Source organism: Aeromonas sp. S12(2024) (genome assembly GCF_041402305.1).
Taxonomy (GTDB): domain Bacteria; phylum Pseudomonadota; class Gammaproteobacteria; order Enterobacterales; family Aeromonadaceae; genus Aeromonas; species Aeromonas veronii.
In genome coordinates, this window is record NZ_JBGLRB010000016.1 from 1 (window position 1) to 23,474 (window position 23,474).

Sequence of the window (23,474 nt, forward strand, 5' to 3'; positions counted from 1 at the left end):
CGAGTTTGAATTCGGCAGTAAATGAGCGACGTAATCTTGTCATTGAACACCTCAGGTCATGGTGGCGACTGTACCACCTAAAATGGTGTCCGGGATGATTAGACCACTACAAGGTATCGTTCAAGCAAAGAGGCCTTCCCGACGGGAAAGCCTCTTTGTTTTATCTATCAGCTGATTAGCATCACTCGGTCTATTTATCAGGGCTTCTCTTTGTTGCCAATGCTCAGGCCGAGCTTGATGGAGAGGGCCGCCAGTAACAGCAGCATCATGATCAGGGAGAAGAAGTTGCTGCCAAGCTCCGGGTATTGCACCTTGAGCAGCGCGGAGTGGCCGAAGACACCGATAAAAAAGCAGAGCAGGGTGCAGATGGGGGTGTTGCCCACCATAGGTTCATGGCGATAGTGCTGGAACAGCTGATAGGCCGCCAGCCAGAGGGCAATCAGCGGGAAGAAGGAGAAGGGCACAACCGAGTTTGTCAGCACGGCCAAAGAGGCATCGCCACAGATACCAATCAGCATGGCCATGGCGAGTGGTTTTTTCGGGATCATAAGCTGTTCAGGCATGTCGTACTCCATTCTGTGGTCATGGGTGAGGTTCACGGCGCTTCTGGTTTTGTACCTCGGCGCCCATGGCGATCATCCGCAGTTGGCGAATTGTTCGGTCGGAGAGTGCCCGGCACTCTTCGCTGGTCATGTCGAGTGCATCGGCACCGGCACTGAAGACGATGGTGACCATGGCTTCTGCCTGGATGTAGGCATCTTCCCGTGGTGCTTCTGTGGTGGCTTCCAGATAATCGGTCAGCTCTGCGATAAAGTGCTGGATTTCGCGAGCCACCGCCTGGCGAAAGGCGGCCGAGGTGCCGGAGCGTTCCCTTAGCAGCAGCCGGAAGATGTTGGGGTTGTTCTCGACGAACTCCATAAAGGTCTGCACCGAGGTGCTGATGACACTGCCACCACCGGCAATGCGCTGGCGTGCCTGTCGCATCAGTTGGCGCAGGGTGAGACCTCCTTCGTCAACCAGGGTCAGGCCCAGCTCCTCCATGTCGCGAAAGTGGCGATAGAAAGAGGTTGGGGCGATGCCCGCTTCACGAGCGACTTCCCGCAGGCTGAGATTGGAGAAACTCCGATTGGCGCACAGTTGGCTGAATGCAGCATCGATCAATGTACGCCGGGTTTTTTCTTTTTGTTGAGCGCGAATACCCACGAAATCAGTCACCTTCAGCTTAACGAGGACAAATGATAACCCGAAGGCGCCTCAGGATCAGGTTTGTATCCTACTTTTTTACCATTGACCGTGAGGAAATCACCATAGAAAATGGCTAACAGCTGTTCGCTGAAAGGATGCAATGAGATGGCCAGACCCCCCATTATTTTGACTAATACTCTGCTGTTTTCCCTCTCCGGGATAGTGGCGTTGATTGTCGTACCCTGGTACGGCATGAGCCACGGTTACGATCTCTGGCAGTGGGCCAGTTTCCTGTTGTTGTTCTGCCTGAGTGGTCTCTCCATCACCGCAGGCTATCACCGGCTCTGGTCGCACAAGGCCTACAAGGCGCACATCGCTTTGCAGTGGTTGTTTGCCATCGGCGGTGCGTTGGCGCTACAGAATTCGGCCCTGCACTGGTCGGCCGATCACCGCCGTCACCATCGTCATGTGGATGACAACGATAAAGACCCCTACAGCGCGGGGCGCGGCTTCTGGTATTCCCACATCGGCTGGATGTTGCGGGAGCATCAGGGAGATCGCTATGGTGATTACAGCAATGTGCGTGACCTGCAGAACAACCCGGTGGTCGCGTTTCAGCACCGTCACTATCTGACGCTGGCGCTGGCGGCCAATCTGGGGCTGCCGCTGCTGCTCGGCCTGTGGCACGGGGATATGCTCGGCATGTTGCTGTTGGCAGGCGTGCTGAGAATGGTGATGACTCACCACACCACCTTCTTCATCAACTCGCTGGCCCACATCTGGGGCAGTCAGCCCTATACCGATCGCAATACCGCTCGCGATAACGGCATCCTGGCTTTTTTCACCTTTGGCGAGGGGTACCACAACTTTCACCACCTGTTCGAGAATGACTACCGCAACGGCATTCACTGGTGGCAGTTCGATCCGACCAAGTGGTTGATCCGGCTCGCCTCCTGGTGTGGTCTGGCGGGAGATCTCAGATCTTCGCCGGAGGAGCGTATCGAGCAGGCCCGGCTGCAGATGCAGCTGAAACGGGCACAAGCCAAGTTGCGCAAGCAGGAAGATCTAGAACTGTGGCAGGCGCTGCTGCAGGAGGAGTACGACAAGCTGAGCCAGCAGTTGCAACACTATTATGCCAGTCGCAAGCGGCTGCTGGAGCTGCGCAAGCGCAAGGCGCTGGCGCGCTATGACGGCCTCAAGCTGCAACTGGAGTATCGGGCCCTGCGGGACGGCTTCATCGCTGGTAAACGCAACTGGAGTCGCCTGCTGGCAGGCATTGCATGATGCCGTCTGGTTATCACAGAGACTAAAAGAGAAGACCGCCTGCTGGCGGTCTTCTCTTTGGTATGCATGTTAGAACGGACTAGTTGGCTTGGCTCTGCTGTTGCTGCAATTGATCCAGTGCCTGTTGCTCCTGCTGGCTGAGACCCAGTTGTTCGCAGGCCTGCTCAAAGCTGATCCCCAGATGGCACATCATGATATCGATGGCGGGCAGATAGTTCTTCATAGCTTCTTCCATGGTGATCCTCCAGACCCGTCACTTATGCCCTGAACCACTCGTTGCGGCAATTAGACTTTAGGCTTAGCCTGCCCATTTGATAAGCACCCCTGCCACTGGGGGAGGGAATTTGTTACCCTGCACCATGATAAAAACGGTTGCCGTATGACTGCGAGCAACAGGTGAGGAGCAGGGCATGTTATTGAGTTTCTTGATCATCGCTTCAGGTTGGTGGCACATCCGTGCTGCCTACGGTTCAGACAGCCGCCAGTTCTATATCAGCAAGCCACTGACCATGTTGCTTATCATCGCGTTGGCGTTCGGCTACCAGAGTTATGACCACGACGGTTCACACGCCTGGATCCTGCTCGGCCTTTGTCTCTCGCTGGCGGGCGATGTGCTGCTGATGCTGCCAAGTGATCGCTTCATTCAGGGGTTGGCGGCATTTCTTGTCGCGCATCTCTGCTATATCGTCGGTTTTGCCCAAGGACCATTGCTGCTCAATCTGGTGGATGGTTTGCTGCTGTTGCTGATCGCCGGCATGGTATTCGGCCTGCTGTGGGGCAAGCTGGGGGAGATGCGGATCCCGGTCTTCTGCTACATGCTGGTGATCATCGGCATGGCCTGGGTGGCTGCCGGTGCCTGGCACGCCTCTCTCACTGCCGGTTCGGCCGCCGCTCTGGTAGGGGCACTGATGTTCCTCTTCTCCGACAGCATGCTGGCGCTCGATCGCTTCCGCCGCCCCTTTCCCCACGCCCGCGCCTGGGTGATGAGTAGCTACTTTGCGGCGCAATTCCTGATTGCGGGGTCGCTGGCGGGATAACGCCATGCGGTTGAGTACAGGCAACAGATAACGAAAAACGGGCGCTTGCCCGTTTTTCGTTTTATTCCCGGCGGTTTTTCACGCCTCTAGCGGTTCGGCATTCGCTGCCCGTGGGGCGGGGGATTTGAGCAACAGCATCAGGCCGCTGGCGATCAGCAAGAAGATCCCCATGATGTAGAACACCTGGTTGTAGGCCATGATGGCCGCTTCCCGGTTGATGGTATTGGCCAGCATGGCGTGGGCTTGCTGCTGGGCTATCTCGGGGCCTGAACCCTGCGCCATCATGCTCTGGGCCAGCTGCAGCAGATAGCTCTGCCCCTCGATACTGCTGGCGGCCAGAGTGCTGCCAATTTGCAGCACATGGGTGCGGGTATCGTTGTCGAGCATGGTCGCGATGATGGCGATACCGAACGCACCACCGAGGTTGCGCAGCACGTTGAGCAGGGTCGAGGAGGAGGGGATCTCGTCGTGGTTCAGGCTGGCGGTGGCGACCAGGGAGAGCGGCACCATGATGAAGGGCTGCCCCAGCGCCCGCACGATAAGCGACTGGATCAGCTGCGGCCCGGCGTAGTCGGCACTCATGTTGACGTTCATAAAGCAGCTGACGGCGAAGATAAGGAAGCCGAAACTCACCAGATAGCGCGGGTCTATCTTGTGGGTCAGTTTGGGCACCAGCGGCAACACCAGCAGTTGCGGTAGTCCCATCCACATCAGGACTTCGCCGATTTCCAGCGCGTTGTAGTTGTGGATCTGGGTCATATAGAGCGGCAACACATAGATGGAGCCCATCAGCGCCATGCCGAGGATCAGATAGGCGAAGCAGGCCAGCGCGAAGCGCGGGTTGTGCAGCAGCCGCAGATTGACCAGCGGGTGACGGCGGATCAGCTGGCTGATGACGAAGAACACCAGCGCTACCGCCGAGATGACCGCCAGTCGCACGATGAAGCTTGAGCCGAACCAGTCTTCCCGGTTGCCCTCTTCCAGTACCACCTCCAGCAAGCCGAGGCCAAGCGCCATGGTGACGATGCCGATGAGGTCTACCCGCTTGATCACGGCCCAGTCCACCGGTTTTTTATCAAGCCCGTGGGCCAGCATGGCCATCACCAGCAATCCTGGCGGCACGTTGAGATAGAAGATGTAGTGCCACGACATCTGCTCGGTGAGCCAGCCGCCGAGGGTTGGGCCGATGGCGGGGGCGAAGGTAGCGCAGAGGCCAAACAGCGCCATACCGGTGGCCCGCTTCTGTAACGGCAACAGGGTGACGATGAGGGAGAAGGCCATCGGGATCAGCGCCCCGCCGGTGAAGCCCTGCAGCGCCCGGAAGACGATCATGCTGGTGAGGTTCCAGCTGAACGAGCAGAGCACGGAGGCGGCTATAAAGGCGCCGGTGGTCCAGAGCAGGTAGCGGCGCACACTCAGCCCCCGGCTCAACCAGCCACTCAGGGGGATGGCGATCATCTCCGCCACCAGATAGGAGGTGGAGATCCAGGAGCTCTCGCTCAGGGTGGCTGACAGGGCCCCCTGAATGTCCTTCAGGGAGGCATTGGTGATCTGGATATCGAGGATGGCCATAAAGGCGCCGATAAGGCCCCCCATGACCGCGATCCAGTTGCGACGTGGAATGGGTTCCATCAGTTGGCAGCCACCACGGGATCAGGAGTGCGGGTATCCACGATCACTTCGGTCGAGAGACCCGGCAGCAGCTTGCCTGCCAGCGGGCCCGGCTCGGGGATGCGGATCTTCACCGGTACCCGTTGCACGATTTTGGTGAAGTTGCCGGTGGCATTCTCCGGTGGCAGCAGGGCGAACTTGGCGCCGGTCGCCGGAGCCAGGCTGTCGATGATCCCCTCGACCGGTTGATCCGGGTAGGCATCGAGTACCACTTCGACCTTCTGGCCCGGCTGCATATGGGCGAGCTGGGTCTCCTTGAAGTTGGCCTCGACCCACACCTGCTGCAGCGGCACCAGGCTGGCGACCTGCATACCGGACTGGACGTAGAGCCCTTCCCGCAGGCTGCGCTTGCCGATGATGCCGTCGGCCGGCGCCCGCAGTTCGGTGTAGCCGAGCTCCAGCTTGGCCTGCTCCAGTTGTGCTTCGCTCAATGCCAGCTTGGCCAGATTCTGCTTGCGTTCGGCATCCAGTACCAGCAGTCGTTCACGGGCCGCTTGCAGGGCGGCTTGGGCCTCCCGGGCTTGCGCCTGATTGACCTGCAGGCCGGCACGCACCTCGTCCAGACTGTCTTGCGAGCTGTAGTGGCGCTGGTTGAGCTGACTGATCCGGTTGACCTGCTGGCTGGCGCGCAGCTGTTCGGCATTGGCGGAGGCGACCTTGGCCTCGGCCTGCTGGATCAGGCTCAGTTGTTGGGTGCGGGTGGCGGCCAGATTTTCGGCCGTCGCCTGATTGAGGCGCAGGTCGGCTTCGGCCTCCGCGACCCTGGTTTTGTATTCGCGATCATCGAGACGGGCGATCAGTTGGTCCGCTTTGACCGGCTGGTTGTCGGTGACCAGCACTTCGCGGATATAGCCGGGCAGCTTGGAGCTGATCCCGGTCACTTCACTTTGCAGATAGGCGTTGTCGGTGCTTTCAAAATAGCGGCCGTGAAGATACCAGTAACCGGCGAACAGCAGACCGAGCAGCGCCAATATCATGGCTGCCAGCAGGGGAATTTTTTTGTGTTGACTCATTTTTGTGATTCCTGAACTTAAGGGGCGCAGGCTAACACTGGTCAACTGTTTCGATTAGTATTGGTTCACGAGATATACAGTTTCACTGGTGCAACAATGGATCTCAATGCCGCGTTAATTCTGGTGCGTATCGTCGACAAGGGCTCGTTTACGGGGGCCGCCCGCGAGCTGGGGATGACCAAGGCGATGGTCAGCCGCCGCATCGCCGAACTGGAACAGCGGCTCGGAGTGCGTCTGCTCTATCGCTCCACCCGTCAGCTCACTTTGACTGAGGAGGGGGAGAAGTACTACCTGCACTGCAGCAAGGCGGTCGATGCCCTGACCGAAGCCGAGCTGATGCTGAGCGCCAGCCAGCAGGAGGTGACCGGCACCCTCAAACTGGCGGTGCCCATCGAGACGGGGCAACTGGTGGTCGGGCGCTTGGTCGCCAAGTTTTTGCAGGCCTATCCCGCCCTGCAGGTGGAGCTGGAACTGACCAACCGGGTGGTGGATCCCATCAGCGAAGGGCTGGATGCGGTGGTGCGGATTGGCGACATGAGCGACTCCAATCTGGCGGCGCGCCGACTCTGGAGCACCGGGAGGCTGCTCTGTGCCAGCCCGGACTATCTGGCCCGCAGCCCGGTCATCGAGCGGCCGGAGGATCTGGCTAACCTCGAGCGGGTGACGGTAAGCAGCGGGTTTCTCGCCTCTCACTGGTGCTTCGAGCTGGATGGCAGAGAGGTGCTGGTTGACCCCCCATCCCGTTTTCGGGTCAATAATATTACCTGTGCCCGGGAGGCGGCGAAGGCGGGGCTGGGGTTGACCTCGTTACCCGCTATGCTCTGTCAGGATGAGCTTGCCAGCGGCGAATTGGTGATCCTGCTGCCAGAGTGGCAGCAACCCAGGGTGCCGATTTATTTGCTGTTTCCGGAGCGGCAACTGATGCCGCGTAAGTTGCGGGCATTCATCGATTTCATGATTGAGAACGGCGCCGAGTTTGGCATCGACAAGTTGTTGTAAGGGGGAGCTATGGATAACTGGATCAATCTCTATCGCGCCTCACACACCCTGGAGGCGCACGCGTTGAAAGGGGCGCTGGAGGCGGAAGGGGTGCTGGTGCGCCTCAATGGCGAGGGGCTGTCGGGCGCCCTTGGCGAGCTGCCGGTCGACATGTTGCAGGTGACCCTGATGGTGCGGGCCGAGGATCGCAGCAAGGCAGGACGGGTCATCGAGCGTTACCAGCAGCGTCAGGGTAACGGCTGGCTGTGCGGCCAGTGCGGGGAGGAGAACGGCGCCAACTTCGACGTCTGCTGGCGCTGTCATCACGATCCCCACGACAGCTGATCTTTCTCCCGCTAGCGCGGCGGGAACTCGATATCTTCCCCTGCGCTGGCATCGTGATAGGTCGCCAGATCCAGCTCGTTTTCGCTGCGGGCGATCAGCACCGACACCAGAATATCCCCCGATACGTTGACCGTGGTGCGCGCCATGTCGAGGATCCTGTCAATGCCTGCAATCAGTGCCACCCCTTCCAGCGGCAAGCCCACCGCCGTCAGGGTCAGGGTCAGCAGCATCAACCCGGTGCCCGGGGTGCCTGCGGTGCCGATACTGGCCAGGGTTGCGATGCTGATGATGGTCAGGTAATCGACCATGTGCAGCTCCACACCGAATGCCTGAGCTACGAACAGCGCAGTCACTCCCTGATAGAGGGCGGTGCCATCCATGTTGATGGTGGCGCCGATGGGCAGCACCTTGGCGGTGATGGCGGGGGAGACTCCCAGCCGCTTCTCGGCGCATGCCAGACTGATGGGCAGGGTGGAGTTGCTGGAACTGCTGGTGAAGGCCACCGCCTGTGCATCAACGATGCTCTTGAAGTAGTGCAGCGGATTGAGCCGTGCCAGCAGGAGCAGCAGGGTGCTGTAGACCCCGAGCACGTGCAGCAGGCAGCCGAGGTAGACGGCGCCGATCACCTTGAGCAGCGGCAGCAGCAGGTCGAGACCGTACTTGCCGGTCATCCAGGCCATCAGGGCGCAGACACCGTAAGGCGCGAGCGCCATCACCATCTGGGTCAGCTTGAACATCCCCTCGGCCAGCGAGGTGAAGAAGAGGATGGCGGGGCGGCCACGGCGACCGCTGGCATTGAGGGCGACTGCCAGCGCCACCGCAAAGACGATCACTTGCAGGATCTTGCCATCCACCATCGCCTGTACCGGGTTGCTCGGCACCAGATGGCTCAGCACGCTGGCCAGGGTGGGTGGTTCCGACATACCGACCCGCTCATAGGGGCCCATGTCGGCACCCATGCCGGGTTCCAGCAGCCAGCCCATCATCAGGCCGATGCAGATGGCGATGGCGGTCGAACAGAAGTAGAGACAGATCGCCTTGCTGCCGATGCGATCGAGGGCCTTGCCCTTGAGCAGCGAGGTGAGACCGGCGATGACCGAGCAGAAAATGAGGGGCACCATCAGCATCTGGATGGTGTTGACGAACAGGACGCCAAGGGGCTTGAGCAGCAGGGCTTGCTCTTCAAAGCCGACGCCCAGACCCACCCCTGTCAGCATGCCGATCAGGGTCTTGAGCCAGAGTGGTCGGCGGGTCCAGATCTGCCAGGGCTTGAGAGCCTCTCCATGGAACAGCATGACGCCAATATCCTTATACATTGTCTGCGATGGCCAAAAAGGGGCGCCAGTGTAGCGATCCCTGACGCGGGTTGCCACATTATCGACAAAGTGGTCGCGGTGACCACTCCCCTGACCAGGTAATGCGCAATTTATTGGCCTATATCAAGATCCCTCCGGGCGGGGAGATATTTAATTGGCATTAAATATGTTCATTATTGAGGTGAGAGATGTCGCAATCGGTTCATGGTCATGAGGTGATGGAAATGATGTTGGCGCAAGGGGGGCAATTTACCCGTGCCAGCCTGAAGCAGGCGATGGCCGAGCGGTTCGGTGCCGAGGCCCGTTTTCATACCTGCAGCGCCAGCGAGATGGATGCGGAAGCACTGATCGACTTTCTGGCTGCCCGCGGCAAATTCATCGACTCGGCCGAAGGTTTCCAGACCCGCGCCGACAAGATCTGCAACCACGGTTAATCCCGCTGCGAGCGCATCATGGCGCTCGCTCAATTCTTCGCCCTTTGCTATATTTCGCCCCCTCTCTTTTCCCTATTCAGGGCGTAGCCCGGGCGTTGTATGGATACTTTCTCTGCCGCAGTCATGCTGTTTCTGATCATGGACCCGCTGGGCAACCTGCCTGTCTTCCTCTCTATCCTGCGTCATATCGATCCCAAGCGACGTCGCAAGGTGATGGTGCGCGAGCTGCTCTTCTCGCTGGCTATCATGATGCTGTTCTTGTTCGTCGGTCAGCAGATCCTCGGCTTCCTCAACCTGCGGCAGGAGGCGGTCAGCATTGCGGGGGGTATCATCCTGTTCCTGATCGCCATCAAGATGATCTTCCCGAGTGAGGGGGGCGTGACCGGGCTGGCGGCGGGCGAGGAGCCCTTCCTGGTGCCGATGGCGATCCCGATGATCGCCGGCCCATCGATCCTCGCCTCCTTGATGCTGCTGGCCAATCAGGAGCCGACCCGGATGGTGGACTGGTCGCTGGCGCTCTTTATGGCCTGGGCTGCCAGCGCGGTGATCCTGATGTTCTACGAGGTATTCAACAAGCTGCTGGGTGAGCGGGGACTCACTGCGGTGGAGCGGCTGATGGGTATGCTGCTGGTGATGATCTCGGTCCAGATGTTGCTGGACGGGGTACATCACTATCTGGCGGTGACCGGTCAGGGCTGAGCGTTTTACATGTTGAAGTGAATAAAACGGGGCTACGCAGAGCCCCGTTCTTTTTTGCTGTCGAGAGGGCGTGCCGTCACCCGTGAGTGGTCGCAGCGGGTTCCAGTTTGCTCATGATGAGGGAGAGTAGCAGCTCCCGCAGCCAGCGGTGGCCCGGATCCTCGCTGTGACGCTGATGCCAGATGAGCAGATGGGAGATGCTGTCCAACCCGATGGGCAGCGGCAGCTGCAACAGCGGATAGACCTGGGTAGCGTGGCGAGCGTAGAGCCTGGAGAGGGTCACTATCATGTCGGAGTGCATCCCCATCCGCAGCGCCGCCTCGAAGGAGGGCACGGTTGCCTCGATACGCCGGTAGAGATCCTGCTCCGCCAGCTTGTGATCCAGCATCCAGCGGTCCCGCCCCTCGCAGTAAGTCTGTACATGGGGATAGCTGAGGTAGTGCTCCAGATTCCAGTTGGGCTCCCGCAGCGCGGGGTGGTGCTGCTGCACCAGACAGGTGAGATCATCGACCGCCAGCACTCGCTGACAGATGCTGTCGGGCAGGGTATCGAGCCGATAATCGGAGCTGATGCAGTTCTCTCGCACCGCGAAGGCGATGTCCACCTGTCCCTGACTCATCTCGGTCAGACTGTTCTCGGTCCACTCCTCGTAACGCAAGCGGATCCTTGGTGCCTGCCGCTTCAGCTCGCTCAGGTAGAGCGGGGCAAACAGGGTAAAGGCGCTGTCCATGCTGGCGATGACGAACTCTCGCTCCGAGCTGGCGGGGTCGAACTCGGGCGGCTGGATCAGGTTATCCAGCGACAGCAGGATGGGTTGCAACTGCTGCTGCAGTGCAAGGGCACGGCCGGTGGGTTCCAGCCCGTAGGCAGAGCGGATGAAGAGGGGATCATTGAAGGTATCGCGCAGACGGCCGAGGGCTTTGCTGACGGCGGACTGGCTTAGATGAAGGCGGCGTGCCGCCTTGCTGCCGTTGCGCTCCTCCAGCAGTACCTGCAGGATAATCAGCAAATTGAGGTCGATACGACCCAGTTGTTCCAGCAGCATGATATGAATCCTCTTCAATTCTAAGATGAATTTATACCATTTGTTTTCATATCTTGGCGATCTTATCCTCGAATGGTCTCAGGTTCGCATGAACCACTGGTACAGGATGTAGCGGTTGAGGGGACATGTAGCACAATCAATATGGCGACCTCAGGGTCGCCCTATTTTTTGGCTATGATTTATTTGCTCACTTGCACCTGCCTTGATTTTGCCCAACAATCCCTGCGCTCTATTTTGATACAAGTAACAGATATCTCTTTGTGAGGGAGTATCCCTATGGGACTCGGTGGAATTCATATCTGGCATATGCTGATCCTCTTGCTGGTCGTTGTGCTGGTCTTCGGCAGCAAGCGTCTTGCCAGTGCAGGTGAGGATCTGGGTACCGCCATCAAAGATTTTCGCAAGGCGATGCGTGACGACGCAAATCATCCGAAATAAGCAGTAGGAGTAGAAAATGTCTGTAGACGAGAAAGTTGAACTGAACGAAACCTGTGACAGCTGTGGCTGTTTTGCCGAGATCGGCACCATCATCGGCGAAGGCGACGATGTGATGGATCTGGTTATTGAAGCCGCTGCCGAGGCTGATGCCCGCGCCAAGCTGGCTGCCTATGAAGCTCTGGCCAAACAGGTCACTGCCGAAGCTCAAGTGAGCAGCGAACTGACCCAGGGCGCCAACGGCGTGATCCTGAAAGCCCGCCTGCAATTCACCTGCACCGCTGAAAAACTGATTTTCGAAATGCGGGCCCGCTCTATCTGAGTTGTCTGATAACGCGGCAGGTTTGCCTGCCGTGTTGACCCTTCTGCTGTGGGTCGGCGTTCTATAGTTACTCTATCCCACAGACGTTTTTGCCCGGCGCGAGTCGGCCAACAGAAGGCGCAAACATCATGACGCAGCGATGGATCTCTGCCCCCAATCCCACCCTCTATCGTGATCCGTGCTGCCAACAGGCAGCAGGTGTGACGTCATCACATGGGCAGCCATCGTGATGCGACGCTGGATCTGGGCGCTGCTGGCCCTCTGTTGTTTTCCCCTGCTGGCGGCTGAACTCAAGCCACAGCGTCTGCCCCAACCCGGGGACCTCGAAAGCATTCTGCAAAAGCGCGAACTCAGGGCGCTGGTGGTCTATGAGCGCGGCTTCTATTTTCTCGATCGCGGCGCCCAGTACGGCATTCTGGTCAATCAGCTGCAAGGGTTCGAGCGCTGGCTGAACAAGACCTATCTCGCCAAAGAGAAGGTCAAACTCAAGGTGGTCTACATACCGGTGCGGCAGGACAAGCTGCTGGACTATCTGACCGAGGGGCGTGGCGATCTGGTGGCGGCGACCATGACGGTGACCCCGACCCGGCGTGAACAGGTTGCCTTCTCCCAGCCGCTCATTTCATCCATCGAGGAGTGGGTGGTGAGCCAGCAGAGCCTGCCCGCCTTCAGCCGCATTACCCAGCTCTCCGGCAGGCGGGTCTGGGTGCGCGCCAGCTCCAGCTACTACGAGAGTCTGCGCCAGCTCAACTGGCTGTTTCGCGAGCTGGGGCTGCCCCCCGTCTATATCGAAACGGTGCCCGAATACCTGCAGGATGGCGATCTGCTGGAGATGGTGGCCGCCGGCATTATTCCCCTGACGGTGACTGACAGCTACAAGGGGCGGATCTGGCTGGGTGGCATGATCTCCGGCCTCAAGGCCCACAAGTTGATCCCCCTGCGCAGCAATGGCACCAGCGCCTGGGCGCTGCGCAAGAACAGCCCCGAGCTGCTCAAGGCGGTCAATGGCTATCTGGCGAGTGTCAGCCGCAACAGCCTCTACAGCGACATGACCCTGCGCCGCTTGCTGGTTCGCAGCGATCAGATGAGCAATATCCTGGCGCCGGATCCCATGGGGCGCCTCGCGACCATTCGCAAAGTGCTGGAGAAGTACGCCAATCAATACGATCTCGACTGGCTGATGCTGGCGGCGCTCGGCTACAAGGAGTCCGGCCTCAATCCCAAGGCGCGTTCGCCCAAGGGGGCCGTGGGCCTTATGCAACTGCTGCCCAGTACGGGGCGGGAAGTCGGCATCAACGGCGCCAGACTCACCACGCTGGAGGGCAATGTGGAGGCCGCCTGCCGCTACATGCGGTTGATCCTCGATACCTACTTCAATGATCCCAAGCTGGATCGGCTCAATCGCCACCTGTTTGCCCTCGCCGCCTACAACGCCGGGCCGAACCGGGTGCAGGCGCTGCGAGACAAGGCGGAGAAGCTGGGGCTCGATCCCAACGTCTGGTTCGGCAACGTGGATCAGCTGGTGGCCAACGAAGTCGGACAGGGGCCGATCAACTATGTCGGCACCATCTACAAGTACTACGTGGCCTATCGTTTCAGCCTGCCCCAGATCGAGGGCAAGGCTGCCGCTATCGAAGCGGCTCAGCCCTGAGCCGGTTGACCGGCAGGGTCGCCTGCACGGTCGGCAATTGCCAGCCACCGTCCCTGTGTTGCAAAAACCAGTGAGCAGGGCCGGTGGCCGGGATGAGATCTGGCTGGCTGAGCTGGCCCAGATAGCGCAACATCGGGGTATCATGCAGTTCCATCAGCAACTCCTTTTGAATATGTGAAGAGGCTCGCCAGCGTTATGACACCCGGCCATGACAGCAGGATGACACCATGATCCCCGGATCCTTTGCCCTGATCGACGATCCCCTGCTGGCGCTCAAGGTGCGCTGCCACTGGATCCGTCATGCCCGCGAGCGGATCCAGGCGCAGTACTACAGCTGGGAAGAGGACAGCAGCGGCAAGCTGCTGCTGAGCGAGCTGCTCCACGCCGCCCGGCGCGGCGTCAAGGTGCAGCTGCTGGTGGATGATCTCTATGCCGGTGATAACCGCTTTCTGGAGATGGTGGCTCACTACCCGGGGATCGAGGTACGGCTGTTCAACCCCTTCTGGCTGCGGGGCTGGCGCCCGCTGGCACTGCTGCTGGAGGGGCTGCTCAGCTTTCGCCGCATCAACCACCGGATGCACAACAAGCTGCTGCTGGTGGATGGCAAGCTGGCGCTGATCGGCGGGCGCAACATCGGCGATCGCTACTTCGGTCTGGATCCGCAAGCCCCCTTCGTGGATCTCGATCTCGCCTGTCAGGGGGGACTGTGCCAGCAGATGGCACAGGGGTTCGAGCAGTTCTGGCACAGTCGCTGGAGTCACCCCATTCGCCATCTGCTGCGCCGCGAGCTGCTGCCCGCCGAAATAGAGGTGGTCAACGACTTCCTGTTCACCATGACGGATCCGACGGTGGCGACGGTCTACGATCTGCCTGCGGCGCTGTTTGACGAGCGCGATTTGCCGCTGCAATGGCATGAGGGGAGGGCCGAGGTATGGTTCGACCGTCCCGGAAAGGGGCTTATCTCCCGTCCCACCACCGCCCGCCAGCTTTGGCGCCAGCTGGCTGACAATCCCGGCTCGCTGGGGTTGGTGACCCCTTACCTCATCCTTACTCGCGGGTTTCGGCACCGTCTGGCGCGGCTGCGCCAGCAGGGGGTCGCCATCGACATTCTCACCAACTCACTGGCCAGCACCGATGTGCCGCTGGTCTATGGCGCCTATCAGCGTTATCTCGGCTGGTTGCTGCGCTGCGGGATCCGGGTCGCCGAGTTTGACCATGGCCACGGCAGCCTGCACGCCAAGCTGATCCTGCTGGGGGAGGAGCGGGCGCTGTTTGGCAGCCTCAACCTCGATCCCCGCTCGCTGTTTCTCAATACCGAACTGATGCTGCATTTGCACTGCCCGCCGATCTGCGAGGCGCTGCGAACGTGGCTGGCTCGCTGGCAGGAGCAGGCGGGTGGATTGCCGCGCAAACCCGAGGGGTGGTCAAGGCGACTGATATCCCGCCTGAGCGACTGGTTGCCACTGCGGCGTTGGCTGTGAGGCGGCCATTTTTTGTGCGAGATCTCGCAAAGCCTTGTAAGCCATTGCTGATGCCCTTTGCGGGTGAATAACCATGCATGAATTTATCTTACTGTTTTATAACAATTTAGTGGTGATGATAAGGCTGTTTTTTGTACTCTGATGTGAATGGAATTAGCATAAAAACGTTTTTTATTTTGTTTTTATGCGTAATATTTCAGATGCAAGGACAAACACGGCGGCTTGTCTGCCGTGTGGACGAAGGTTGTAACGGGTAGCTGGCCAGTTGCATCGCTGCAATTGGCGCTCACTTCAGATGGGTCGCGAACTATCGTAAAGTGAAACAGAGACCCGGTGTGGCCGGACTCCAATATGGAACATGCTATTTGCGAGGGGGTGACATGGACATGTCACCCCACTTTTTTGGCTGCTCGCCACCGTTTACCCTTTCCATGACTGTCGCTCATCGCAAGAGCCGCAGAGGGCAAGGCAATAAAAAGAGGGCCGCAATAGCGGCCCTCTGTCTCATCTGCCCGGTGGATTAACCAGCCTTGACGCTGCGGCGACGCTGCAGCCAGACGATCGCCCCGAACAGCAGGAAGCCCGGGATCCACATCCACTCCTTGGTCCAGCGCTCGGTCGGCGCCTTGACGGTGAGGATCTCCTGATCGAACTCCAGCCCCATGGTGGCGGCCGGGCTGCCAAAGGCGACGTTGTCGATCAGCGTCTTGCCATCCTGCTCATAGAGGCTCAGCCCCAGATTGGCCAGCCGCTCCTCGCCATTTGCCCCATCCGGTACGGCGACCAGCAGGGTGAACTTGCGTGGCTTGCCCACGGCATCTTCACCGAGGATCCGCAGCCGCAGGGTGCTCTCCGCCTCCACTTCACCCATGGTTTGGGCCAGCTGGGCAGGCGGGGTCTCGCGATAGGGGTCGTGCACCATGTCCATCCAGAAACCCGGGCGGAACAGGGTAAAGGCGACCAGCAACAGCAGCACGCTCTCGTACCAGCGGCTCTTCACCAGGAACCAGCCCTGGGTGGCGGCGGCGAAGATCAGCATGGCGATGGTCGCCACGATGAAGATCAGCACCCCGTGGGCGAAGTCCACGTCGATCAGCAGCAGGTCGGTGTTGAAGATAAACAGGAACGGCAGCGCCGCGGTACGCAGGCTGTAGTAAAACGCCGTGATCCCGGTCTTGATGGGATCGCCCTTGGAGACAGCCGCTGCCGCGAAGGAGGCCAGCCCCACCGGCGGCGTCACATCCGCCATGATGCCGAAGTAGAAGACGAACAGGTGCACTGCGATAAGCGGCACGATCAGCCCGTTTTGCTGCCCCAGCGTCACCACCACCGGTGCCAGCAGGCTGGAGACGACGATGTAGTTGGCAGTGGTCGGCAGCCCCATGCCGAGGATCAGGCTCAGCAGGGCGGTGAGCAGCAGCATCAGCAGCAGGTTGCCCATGGAGAGGAACTCCACCAGATCCGCCAGCACCAGACCAACCCCGGTCTGGGAGACCGCACCCACGATAATCCCCGCGGTGGCGGTGGCAATGCCGATACCGATCATGTTACGGGCACCGGCGACCAGCCCTTCCCGCAGATCCACCACGCCATCAGCGACGGTGCCGTAGTCGTGCTTGCCGTCCTTGCGCAGCCAGTTGAGCAGCGGGCGCTGGGTCAGCAGGATGATCACCAGCATCACGGTACCCCAGAAGGCCGACAGCCCCGGCGAGAGGCGCTCCACCATCAGGCACCATACCAGTACTACCACCGGCAGCAGGAAGTGCAGGCCGGAGAGCAGCACGGCGCGGGTGTTGGGCAACTCGGTGAGCGGCTTGTCGGGATCTTCGGCAGGCAGCGGTTCATTGCTGGCGGCGATCTTCAACAGAGCCACATAGGTGGCAGCCAGCAGTACCGAGATCCCCGGCAGAGCGTAGTCACCCAGTGCAGGTTTGAGCCAGCCGAGGCCATAGTAGACCGCCAGTGACAGGCCGCTGATGAGGGCCGCGCCAAAGGCAAAGCCGGTCAGGCGGCGCAGCCAGGGCTTGGGTTGATGGTTGCCGATGGGCTGCATGCCCAGTTTTAGCGCCTCCAGATGGACGATGTAGAGCAGCGCTATGTAGGAGATGGCGGCAGGCAGGAAGGCGTGCTTGATGATCTCCACATAGGGGATGCCCACGTATTCGACCATCAGGAAAGCCGCAGCCCCCATCACCGGCGGCATGATCTGGCCGTTGACCGAGGAGGCCACTTCCACCGCCCCCGCTTTCTCTGAACTGAAGCCCACCTTCTTCATCATCGGGATGGTGAAGGTGCCGGTGGTCACCACGTTGGCAATCGACGAGCCGGAGATCAGGCCGGTCAGGCCGGAGGCGACCACTGCCGCCTTGGCCGGGCCGCCGCGCAAGTGACCGAGCAGGCTGAAAGCGAGCTGGATAAAGTAGTGACCGGCACCGGCCCGCTCCAGCAGGGCGCCGAACAGCACGAACAGAAACACGAAGCTGGTGGAGACGCCAAGGGCGATGCCGAACACCCCTTCGGTGGTGATCCACTGGTGGTTGGCCAGCGCGGTAAAGCCTACCCCGCGATGTGCCAGCAGTCCCGGCATCCAGGGGCCCGCCAGGCTGTAGATCAGAAAGACGATAGCGATGACCGCCAGTGCCGGCCCCAGGGCGCGGCGCGCCGCTTCCAGCAGCAGCGGAATGCCGATGCAGGCGGTCACCAGATCGGCGGTGGTGAGGGTGCCGGGACGCAGCGCCAGTGCTTCATACATCACAAACAGGTAAGAGGCGGCGCCAGCAGCGATCAGGCCGAGGGCGATATCACCGAGGGGAACCCGATCCCGTGGCGAGGAGCGAAATGCCGGGAACACCAGAAAAGCGAGCAACAGGGCAAAGGTGAGGTGAATGGAGCGGGTTTCGGTGTCATTGAGTACGCCAAACCCCACCATAAAGGGGAGTGGCGAGGCGATCCAGAGCTGGAATAGGGACCAGGCCAGCGCCAGTGCTGTGATGAGCCAGCCCATGATGCCCAGCGGCAGGCGAGCGCCCACATCCTGGGCGATCAGTTCCTCGGTAGAGAGTTGTTTATCTTGCATAGGGTTAACTTGTGCCAACGAGTACAACAAGAGCGACACCCGCCCCCGCAATCAGGCGGCAGACGGGTGTCGAAGAGAGTGACAAAGGCCCCGGGGCCTTCAATCAGAGCCAGCCGCGCTCTTTGTAGTAGCGGGCAGCCCCTTCATGCAGCGGTGCAGAGAGACCCACCTTGATCATGTCGGCCTCTTTCAGGTCGGCAAAGGCAGGGTGCAGGCGCTTGAAGCGATCCAGGTTGTCGAACACCGACTTGACCAGCTGATAGACCACTTCCGGATCGGTTTTGGCGCTGGTGGAGAGCACCGCTTTGCCACCGATGGAGGGGGTCGGCTTGTCGCTGCCCTTGTAGATGCCGCCCGGGATCTCGGCCTTGCTGTAGTAGCTCTTCTCGGCCAGCAGCTTGTCGATGTCGGCGCCGGTCACAGGTACCAGTACCGCATCTGTGGTGGTGGAGGCTTCCTGAATGGCGCCGTTCGGGTGACCGACGAAGTAGCTCATGGCGTCGATGTTGTTGTCACCGAGGGCGGAGGCCTGTTCGGCCGGCTTCAGCTCGGAGACCAGACCGAAGTCACCCTTCTTCCAGCCTTTGACCGCCATGATCTCTTCCATGGTGTCACGCTGGCCGGAGCCCGGGTTGCCGATGTTGACGCGCTTGCCTTTCAGGTCGTCGAAGCTGGCGATCTTGGCATCGCGGCGAGCCAAGATGGTGAACACCTCGCTCTGCAGGGAGAAGACGGCGCGCATGTCGTCCATGGCCCCTTCGGCCTGGAACGGTGGCAGCCCCTTCATCGCCTTGAACTGGTGGTCGGATTGCATGATGCCGAAGTTGAATTCACCGCTGCGGATGCCGTTGACGTTGGCAACACCGCCGCCACTGGCCGGGGCGTTGCACTTGATCTGGTGATCGGCGGCGCCGCGATTGAGGAAGCGGCAGATGGACTGGCCAGCGACATAGTAGACGCCGGTCTGACCGCCGGTGCCTATGGTCACGAAGCGCTCCTGCGCTTGTACCGGACCACCGAATGAAACACCGACCAGAGCCGCCGACAGGGCGCATGCCAAAGTTAATCCTTTCATTTTTTCTCCCTTTTCTTTGATTTTGTTTATCCGATCCCCGGATAAATTGATGGCAATCCCGTTCTGCGCCGGGCTTGCCCGCTCTTCTCGTTGCGCGAAAGCGGGGGAGTTGATTCCCCCCTTTTCCGGCAGTCACCCTCATCCTGTGGTGAGGCTACCGACCTCCTGTCGGTCGAAGATAAATTGGCCCCTGAGGGGCCAAATAAAAAGTTGCAAGCACTCCGATTAAGCACATTCACCCAACATAAATCAAACGAAATGGCAAAATAGCGGAGTTAAATCTTGAGAAACATGACCTCGATCATTCATTTTCTTGCCGAAGATTAATTTGATATGGAGGGAAATGGAAGAGGGAAAAACTACGAGAGGATTCTTATGCGGCCCTTGAATGACAAGGGCCGGAGTCATGAGAGATCAGTTGGCCGGGGTGGCCAGATCCAGGATAAAGGCGTATTCCAGCGCGATATCCTCGTAGGCTTTGAAGCGGCCCGACTTGCCGCCGTGGCCGGCGTCCATGTCGGTGTTCAGTAACAACTTGTTATCATCCGTCTTCAGTTCGCGCAGCTTGGCGACCCACTTGGCGGGCTCCCAATATTGCACTTGCGAGTCGTGCAGCCCGGTGGTGACCAGCAGGTTGGGATAGGCTTGCGCCTTCACCTGATCGTAGGGGCTGTAGCTCTTCATGTAGTCGTAGTAGCGCTTCTGGTTCGGGTTGCCCCACTCGTCATACTCCCCGGTGGTGAGGGGAATGGACTCGTCCAGCATGGTGGTAACCACATCGACGAACGGCACCTGCGCAACCACGCCGCGATAGAGTTCGGGCGCCTGATTGATGACGGCCCCCATCAACAGGCCGCCGGCGCTGCCGCCCATGGCGTAGACCTGATCCCTGGCACCGTAGCCTTGCTCCACCAGCGCCTTGGTGACATCGATAAAGTCATTGAAGGTGTTCTGTTTTTTCAGCAGTTTGCCATCTTCGTACCAGTGACGTCCCAGCTCTTCGCCACCCCGGATATGGGCGATGGCGTAGACGAAGCCGCGATCCAGCAGGCTCAGGCGCGAGCTGCTGAAGTCGGGATCCATGCTGGCGCCGTAGGAGCCGTAGCCATAGACCAGCAGCGGATTCTTGGGCGCATCGGCCTGCTCTTTCTTGAACTTGTCCTTGCGATAGACCAGCGACACCGGCACCGATACGCCGTCGCGGGCGGTCACCCAGAGTCGCTCGCTGGCGTACTGGTCGGCCTTGAAGCCTGCCACCGGCTGCTGCTTGAGCAGGGTGCGCTTGCCGCTCGCCATATCCAGCTCATAGGTAGAGGCGGGGGTGGTCATGGAGGAGTAGCCATAACGCAGGGCGCTGGTATCCGGCTCCGGGTTGTAGGCGAGCCAGGTGACATAGGCGGGATCGTCGAAGGCGATCTCCTTCTCGTCACCGCTCTGCCAGTTGATCTGGCGCAGTCGGGTCAGCCCCTTGTTGCGCTCTTCCAGTACCAGCCAATCCTTGAACAGGGCGTAACTCTCCAGCAGCACGTCCGGATTGGGGGCAATCACCGCCTTCCAGCGATCCACCGGGCTCTCTTTGGTCTCGTAGAGGCCGAAGTTCTTGCCGTCCTTGTTGGAGCGCACATAGAAGCGGCCGCGGTAGTGATCCAGGCTGTATTCGTGATCCACCTGACGGGGCAGGAACAGGCGGGGGGCGTGCTCCGGCTGGTTGGCATCGATCAGCCGTGCTTCGCCGGTAGTCGTGCTGGAGAGGGCGATGACGATGAAATCTTCCGAGGTGGTGGCGTAGAGGCTGATGTAGAAGGAGTCATCCTTCTCCTCGTAGACCAGCTTGTCCGTGGCCGGATCCGTCCCGAGCGTGTGGCGATAGACCTGATAGGGCAGCAGGGTCTGCGGGTGCTTGCGCACATAGAAGACGGTCTTGTTGTCGTTGGCCCACACCAGATTGCCGGAGGTATTTTCCAGTTTGTCGGTGGCCCACTGGCCGCTCTCCAGATCGAGGAACTGGATCTGGTACTGACGGCGGGAGAGGAAATCTTCCGCCACCGCCAGCCAGCGGTTGTTGCGGCTCACCTCAAGGGCGCCGAGGGCATAGAACTCGTGCCCTTCAGCCCGCAGGTTGCTGTCGAGCAGCAGGCTCGCCTGCTCTTCACCGAGCTTGGTGCGCGAATAGATCCCGTACTCCTTGCCCGGCTCATAGCGGGTCTGGTAGCGGTAGCCATTCTTCACATAGGGTACCGACTCATCCTGCTGGGGGATGCGGGCGACCATCTCTTTGTAAAGCTGTTCGCGCAGGGGTTGGGTCGGCTTGAGGATGGCCTCGGTATAGGCGTTCTCGGCCTTGAGATAGTCCAATACCTCGGGCTTCTGCCGCTCGTCGTCGCGCAGCCAGTAGTAGTTGTCGATGCGGGTATCCCCGTGTTTTTTCAGCGTGCGGGGATGTTTGGCGGCCACGGGCGGCTGGATTGGATGTTCGCTTGTCAGCATGGCGGGCTCTTCATTGGCATAAGTGGGGGGGAGAACTGTCAGAAAGGCTAGCAGCAGAACTCCTCGGGAAAAGGTAAACATGTCGCATCCTTGGCGCTGGAAAGGGTTGGTAGACCTGAGCATCGGCTCCATGAATTGGCGTTAAATCTGCCCCTTGTTGCCGGTGGTTGCAAGCAATCCCTTGTTATTGCAGGAAATGTACTCAAAAAAAGCCGCTATCTCGCGATAGCGGCCCTCTTTCTGGCCATGAGCGGCAAGAGTCCGCTCAGGTGTGCCTCACATGATATGGGAGTGCCCTCTCATGGCCAGTTTTCGTCAGCCTGGGTAGCTCGACCAGCGGTTGGTCGCGCCCTCGTTGCTGATACTCAGTACCTCATAGGGATGGCCCGGAATATCCATGCCCGGTGCACTCTGGGGCATGCCCGGAATGGTCAGGCCACGGATCGCCGGTTTTTCCCTGAGCTGCTTCTGCACATCGGCGGCCGGTACATGCCCCTCGATCACATAGCCATTTACGATACCGGTATGGCAAGAGGCCAGTTCCGGCGCGATACCGTATTGCTGCTTCACTGCGCCGAGCTGTTCGGTTTCGATGACCTCCAGTTCGAAGCCATTCTGCTCCATGTGCTCGTTCCAGCTTTGGCAGCAGCCACAATATTTGGATTTGTAGACGGTCATCTTCTCGGCCGCGAGGGCCGAAAAGCTGACGGTACCGGCCAGCATGGCCAGTAACAGGGGTTTGTACATCACTCACCTCAGATTGAAAGAAAAGATGCCCGATACGGGATGCGTTTCAGATCCGGGTGCGTGGGGGACGTTCGAGCCGCTCGCACGGGGCGTCCGGCATAAAGAGAGAGGGGGAGGCGAAGTCGGGGGTATCCGGTTCCAGTACGGCGACCGTCAGGCTGTCGCTGCCTACCAGTGTCATCGAGAGTGCTGTGGTAAAGCTGCCGCAGGGCATCGCTTTTTCCAGGGTGCGCTCGCTCTGGCTGCAGTGGGTAGTCAGGGTACAGAGGTCGGTTGCGGCCCGGCTGCCAAACGACATCAACACCAGCACCAGACTCCACAAGGGGAGCCAGCGACGGGCGTGAGTGAGTTGGCGACGGGTGAGAACCATGGAATGACTCGGAAAAAACAAGGGGCACATGGTAACCCTGTGCCCCGGGGGAGGGTCAAGCCCTCCCCATGGTGTCAGTCAGCCAGGATTAAGGTTGCTGACGGGTCGCCGCCAGCACGATCTCGCGCACGCAGACGTTGGCAGGCTGGTTCCAGGCGTAGAGCACGGCATCGGCGATCACTTCCGGCGCAATGACGCCACCCATCTGATCTTTCCAGTCGTGGTAACCGGCCTTGATGCTCTCGTCAGTGGTGTGGCTGAGCAGCTCGGTCTCGACCGCACCCGGGGCAATGGTCACCATCCGCACGCCGACATCGGCTACCTCTTCCCGGATGTTCTCGGTCAGGGCGTGCACGGCGAACTTGGTGGCGCAGTAGGCTGCATGGTTCGGGAAGGTCTTGCGACCTGCGATGGAACTGATGTTGATGATGGTACCGCTGCGGCGCTCCTTCATGCCTGCCAGCACTGCGTGGACGCCGTTCAGTACCCCCATCACGTTGATGTTGAGCATCTGCTGCCACTCGGCGGGATCCTGCACATCTGCCTGACCCAGCAGCATGACACCGGCGTTGTTGACCATGCAGCCGACCGGGCCAAATTTGGCTTCTGCCTGCTGGACGGCGGCTTTCATGGCGGCGGTGTCGGTCACATCGACCCCGATGCAGAGGGTATCGGGCAGGTTCAGTGCCTGCATCGGCTCGACCCGGCGGGCCAGCAGTAGTAGCGGATGACCGGCGGCAGAGAAGGCACGGGCGATGGCGGCACCGATCCCGGCGGAGGCACCGGTGATCACGACGAGAGATTTGGACATGGGTCTTTCCTT

24 protein-coding genes are annotated in these 23,474 nt (G+C 60.0%); 10 read left to right on the forward strand and 14 right to left on the reverse strand.

The window, feature by feature from the left end:
* Positions 1–197: 197 nt before the first annotated feature.
* Both ACB035_RS15125 and fabR read right to left on the reverse strand, forming a co-directional pair.
* Positions 198–563: a YijD family membrane protein gene (locus ACB035_RS15125; RefSeq protein ID WP_139442142.1), complete on the reverse strand. Its 366-nt coding sequence runs from the start codon at positions 561–563 to the stop codon at positions 198–200.
* Between the two features lie 19 nt (positions 564–582).
* The gene (gene fabR / locus ACB035_RS15130) at positions 583–1,203 is read right to left on the reverse strand and encodes an HTH-type transcriptional repressor FabR (protein ID WP_005339921.1); all 621 of its coding nucleotides are present in this window, start codon (positions 1,201–1,203) and stop codon (positions 583–585) included.
* 147 nt (positions 1,204–1,350) lie between these two features.
* On the opposite strand from fabR, the gene ACB035_RS15135 reads away from it, so the two are divergent.
* Entirely contained in the window at positions 1,351–2,469 is a 1,119-nt protein-coding gene (locus tag ACB035_RS15135; protein WP_371167599.1) for a fatty acid desaturase, read from the forward strand.
* A gap of 79 nt (positions 2,470–2,548) precedes the next feature.
* On the opposite strand, the gene ACB035_RS15140 is transcribed toward ACB035_RS15135, so the two are convergent.
* The gene (locus ACB035_RS15140; RefSeq protein WP_005348505.1) at positions 2,549–2,704 is read right to left on the reverse strand and encodes a hypothetical protein; all 156 of its coding nucleotides are present in this window, start codon (positions 2,702–2,704) and stop codon (positions 2,549–2,551) included.
* Between the two features lie 175 nt (positions 2,705–2,879).
* On the opposite strand from ACB035_RS15140, the gene ACB035_RS15145 reads away from it, so the two are divergent.
* Positions 2,880–3,506 carry a lysoplasmalogenase gene (locus ACB035_RS15145; RefSeq protein ID WP_005348507.1) on the forward strand — a complete coding sequence of 209 codons (627 nt, stop codon included), beginning with the start codon at positions 2,880–2,882 and terminating at the stop codon, positions 3,504–3,506.
* 78 nt (positions 3,507–3,584) lie between these two features.
* On the opposite strand, the gene ACB035_RS15150 is transcribed toward ACB035_RS15145, so the two are convergent.
* Together ACB035_RS15150 and ACB035_RS15155 are read right to left on the reverse strand one after the other, a co-directional pair.
* Positions 3,585–5,138, reverse strand: coding sequence for a DHA2 family efflux MFS transporter permease subunit (locus ACB035_RS15150; protein ID WP_108541708.1), 1,554 nt, complete (start codon positions 5,136–5,138; stop codon positions 3,585–3,587).
* Positions 5,138–6,190 carry an HlyD family secretion protein gene (locus ACB035_RS15155; protein ID WP_371167600.1) on the reverse strand — a complete coding sequence of 351 codons (1,053 nt, stop codon included), beginning with the start codon at positions 6,188–6,190 and terminating at the stop codon, positions 5,138–5,140. Before ACB035_RS15155 ends, ACB035_RS15150 begins: the two co-directional genes overlap by 1 nt.
* A gap of 96 nt (positions 6,191–6,286) precedes the next feature.
* On the opposite strand from ACB035_RS15155, the gene ACB035_RS15160 reads away from it, so the two are divergent.
* Both ACB035_RS15160 and ACB035_RS15165 read left to right on the forward strand, forming a co-directional pair.
* Positions 6,287–7,189, forward strand: coding sequence for a LysR family transcriptional regulator (locus ACB035_RS15160; RefSeq protein ID WP_371167601.1), 903 nt, complete (start codon positions 6,287–6,289; stop codon positions 7,187–7,189).
* Positions 7,190–7,198: 9 nt separating this feature from the next.
* The gene (locus ACB035_RS15165; protein ID WP_005339933.1) at positions 7,199–7,513 is read left to right on the forward strand and encodes a DUF2007 domain-containing protein; all 315 of its coding nucleotides are present in this window, start codon (positions 7,199–7,201) and stop codon (positions 7,511–7,513) included.
* Between the two features lie 11 nt (positions 7,514–7,524).
* Here the strand turns inward: ACB035_RS15165 and ACB035_RS15170 are convergent, their stop codons facing one another.
* On the reverse strand, positions 7,525–8,808 hold the full coding sequence (locus tag ACB035_RS15170) for a dicarboxylate/amino acid:cation symporter (protein WP_021231554.1): 1,284 nt from the start codon (positions 8,806–8,808) through the stop codon (positions 7,525–7,527).
* Between the two features lie 209 nt (positions 8,809–9,017).
* Between ACB035_RS15170 and ACB035_RS15175 the strand changes: the two genes are divergently transcribed.
* Together ACB035_RS15175 and ACB035_RS15180 are read left to right on the forward strand one after the other, a co-directional pair.
* Positions 9,018–9,263, forward strand: coding sequence for a YecH family metal-binding protein (locus ACB035_RS15175; RefSeq protein ID WP_005357633.1), 246 nt, complete (start codon positions 9,018–9,020; stop codon positions 9,261–9,263).
* A gap of 99 nt (positions 9,264–9,362) precedes the next feature.
* Complete coding sequence (locus ACB035_RS15180) at positions 9,363–9,962, forward strand: YhgN family NAAT transporter (protein WP_041234986.1); 600 nt, start codon at positions 9,363–9,365, stop codon at positions 9,960–9,962.
* A 76-nt stretch (positions 9,963–10,038) separates the two neighbouring features.
* Here the strand turns inward: ACB035_RS15180 and ACB035_RS15185 are convergent, their stop codons facing one another.
* Positions 10,039–11,007 (reverse strand): LysR family transcriptional regulator, encoded by a 969-nt coding sequence (locus ACB035_RS15185; protein ID WP_005357635.1) that lies wholly within the window; start codon positions 11,005–11,007, stop codon positions 10,039–10,041.
* Between the two features lie 276 nt (positions 11,008–11,283).
* Here ACB035_RS15185 and tatA point away from each other — a divergent pair, with 276 nt between their 5' ends.
* The 3 genes from tatA to ACB035_RS15200 all read left to right on the forward strand — a co-directional run bounded on the left by tatA (position 11,284) and on the right by ACB035_RS15200 (position 13,415).
* The gene (tatA, locus tag ACB035_RS15190; RefSeq protein WP_005339944.1) at positions 11,284–11,445 is read left to right on the forward strand and encodes a twin-arginine translocase TatA/TatE family subunit; all 162 of its coding nucleotides are present in this window, start codon (positions 11,284–11,286) and stop codon (positions 11,443–11,445) included.
* 16 nt (positions 11,446–11,461) lie between these two features.
* Entirely contained in the window at positions 11,462–11,764 is a 303-nt protein-coding gene (locus ACB035_RS15195) for a YfcZ/YiiS family protein (RefSeq protein WP_005339945.1), read from the forward strand.
* A gap of 229 nt (positions 11,765–11,993) precedes the next feature.
* A complete protein-coding gene (locus tag ACB035_RS15200; protein ID WP_371167602.1) occupies positions 11,994–13,415 on the forward strand; it encodes a transglycosylase SLT domain-containing protein in 1,422 nt (473 codons plus the stop codon).
* Here ACB035_RS15200 and ACB035_RS15205 read toward each other — a convergent pair.
* The gene (locus ACB035_RS15205; protein WP_005339947.1) at positions 13,393–13,569 is read right to left on the reverse strand and encodes a hypothetical protein; all 177 of its coding nucleotides are present in this window, start codon (positions 13,567–13,569) and stop codon (positions 13,393–13,395) included. The two genes, ACB035_RS15200 and ACB035_RS15205, sit on opposite strands and share 23 nt — an antisense overlap.
* A gap of 73 nt (positions 13,570–13,642) precedes the next feature.
* On the opposite strand from ACB035_RS15205, the gene ACB035_RS15210 reads away from it, so the two are divergent.
* Positions 13,643–14,896, forward strand: coding sequence for a phosphatidylserine/phosphatidylglycerophosphate/cardiolipin synthase family protein (locus ACB035_RS15210; protein ID WP_371167603.1), 1,254 nt, complete (start codon positions 13,643–13,645; stop codon positions 14,894–14,896).
* A 520-nt stretch (positions 14,897–15,416) separates the two neighbouring features.
* Here the strand turns inward: ACB035_RS15210 and ACB035_RS15215 are convergent.
* The 6 genes from ACB035_RS15215 to ACB035_RS15240 form a co-directional block, all read right to left on the reverse strand.
* A complete protein-coding gene (locus tag ACB035_RS15215) occupies positions 15,417–17,972 on the reverse strand; it encodes a TRAP transporter permease (RefSeq protein WP_005357644.1) in 2,556 nt (851 codons plus the stop codon).
* 103 nt (positions 17,973–18,075) lie between these two features.
* On the reverse strand, positions 18,076–19,047 hold the full coding sequence (locus tag ACB035_RS15220) for a TAXI family TRAP transporter solute-binding subunit (RefSeq protein WP_005339950.1): 972 nt from the start codon (positions 19,045–19,047) through the stop codon (positions 18,076–18,078).
* 414 nt (positions 19,048–19,461) lie between these two features.
* Positions 19,462–21,615 carry a S9 family peptidase gene (locus ACB035_RS15225; RefSeq protein ID WP_335829061.1) on the reverse strand — a complete coding sequence of 718 codons (2,154 nt, stop codon included), beginning with the start codon at positions 21,613–21,615 and terminating at the stop codon, positions 19,462–19,464.
* 234 nt (positions 21,616–21,849) lie between these two features.
* Positions 21,850–22,281 carry a DUF411 domain-containing protein gene (locus tag ACB035_RS15230; protein ID WP_371167604.1) on the reverse strand — a complete coding sequence of 144 codons (432 nt, stop codon included), beginning with the start codon at positions 22,279–22,281 and terminating at the stop codon, positions 21,850–21,852.
* A 46-nt stretch (positions 22,282–22,327) separates the two neighbouring features.
* Positions 22,328–22,651, reverse strand: coding sequence for a hypothetical protein (locus ACB035_RS15235; RefSeq protein ID WP_371167605.1), 324 nt, complete (start codon positions 22,649–22,651; stop codon positions 22,328–22,330).
* A gap of 88 nt (positions 22,652–22,739) precedes the next feature.
* A complete protein-coding gene (locus tag ACB035_RS15240) occupies positions 22,740–23,462 on the reverse strand; it encodes an SDR family oxidoreductase (protein ID WP_005348556.1) in 723 nt (240 codons plus the stop codon).
* Between the last annotated feature and the right edge of the window lie 12 nt (positions 23,463–23,474).

Coding starts and splice junctions, on each gene's coding strand:
- ACB035_RS15170 (WP_021231554.1), bottom strand. CDS start 8,808: ATGCTGTTCCATGGAGAGGCTCTCAAGCCCTGGCAGATCTGGACCCGC.
- ACB035_RS15220 (WP_005339950.1), bottom strand. CDS start 19,047: ATGAAAGGATTAACTTTGGCATGCGCCCTGTCGGCGGCTCTGGTCGGT.
- ACB035_RS15200 (WP_371167602.1), top strand. CDS start 11,994: ATGCGACGCTGGATCTGGGCGCTGCTGGCCCTCTGTTGTTTTCCCCTG.
- ACB035_RS15125 (WP_139442142.1), bottom strand. CDS start 563: ATGCCTGAACAGCTTATGATCCCGAAAAAACCACTCGCCATGGCCATG.
- ACB035_RS15140 (WP_005348505.1), bottom strand. CDS start 2,704: ATGGAAGAAGCTATGAAGAACTATCTGCCCGCCATCGATATCATGATG.
- ACB035_RS15145 (WP_005348507.1), top strand. CDS start 2,880: ATGTTATTGAGTTTCTTGATCATCGCTTCAGGTTGGTGGCACATCCGT.
- ACB035_RS15215 (WP_005357644.1), bottom strand. CDS start 17,972: ATGCAAGATAAACAACTCTCTACCGAGGAACTGATCGCCCAGGATGTG.
- ACB035_RS15225 (WP_335829061.1), bottom strand. CDS start 21,615: ATGTTTACCTTTTCCCGAGGAGTTCTGCTGCTAGCCTTTCTGACAGTT.
- ACB035_RS15160 (WP_371167601.1), top strand. CDS start 6,287: ATGGATCTCAATGCCGCGTTAATTCTGGTGCGTATCGTCGACAAGGGC.
- ACB035_RS15175 (WP_005357633.1), top strand. CDS start 9,018: ATGTCGCAATCGGTTCATGGTCATGAGGTGATGGAAATGATGTTGGCG.
- ACB035_RS15235 (WP_371167605.1), bottom strand. CDS start 22,651: ATGGTTCTCACCCGTCGCCAACTCACTCACGCCCGTCGCTGGCTCCCC.
- ACB035_RS15205 (WP_005339947.1), bottom strand. CDS start 13,569: ATGGAACTGCATGATACCCCGATGTTGCGCTATCTGGGCCAGCTCAGC.
- ACB035_RS15195 (WP_005339945.1), top strand. CDS start 11,462: ATGTCTGTAGACGAGAAAGTTGAACTGAACGAAACCTGTGACAGCTGT.
- ACB035_RS15150 (WP_108541708.1), bottom strand. CDS start 5,138: ATGGAACCCATTCCACGTCGCAACTGGATCGCGGTCATGGGGGGCCTT.
- ACB035_RS15210 (WP_371167603.1), top strand. CDS start 13,643: ATGATCCCCGGATCCTTTGCCCTGATCGACGATCCCCTGCTGGCGCTC.
- ACB035_RS15240 (WP_005348556.1), bottom strand. CDS start 23,462: ATGTCCAAATCTCTCGTCGTGATCACCGGTGCCTCCGCCGGGATCGGT.
- ACB035_RS15165 (WP_005339933.1), top strand. CDS start 7,199: ATGGATAACTGGATCAATCTCTATCGCGCCTCACACACCCTGGAGGCG.
- ACB035_RS15230 (WP_371167604.1), bottom strand. CDS start 22,281: ATGTACAAACCCCTGTTACTGGCCATGCTGGCCGGTACCGTCAGCTTT.
- ACB035_RS15185 (WP_005357635.1), bottom strand. CDS start 11,007: ATGCTGCTGGAACAACTGGGTCGTATCGACCTCAATTTGCTGATTATC.
- ACB035_RS15135 (WP_371167599.1), top strand. CDS start 1,351: ATGGCCAGACCCCCCATTATTTTGACTAATACTCTGCTGTTTTCCCTC.
- ACB035_RS15155 (WP_371167600.1), bottom strand. CDS start 6,190: ATGAGTCAACACAAAAAAATTCCCCTGCTGGCAGCCATGATATTGGCG.
- tatA (WP_005339944.1), top strand. CDS start 11,284: ATGGGACTCGGTGGAATTCATATCTGGCATATGCTGATCCTCTTGCTG.
- ACB035_RS15180 (WP_041234986.1), top strand. CDS start 9,363: ATGGATACTTTCTCTGCCGCAGTCATGCTGTTTCTGATCATGGACCCG.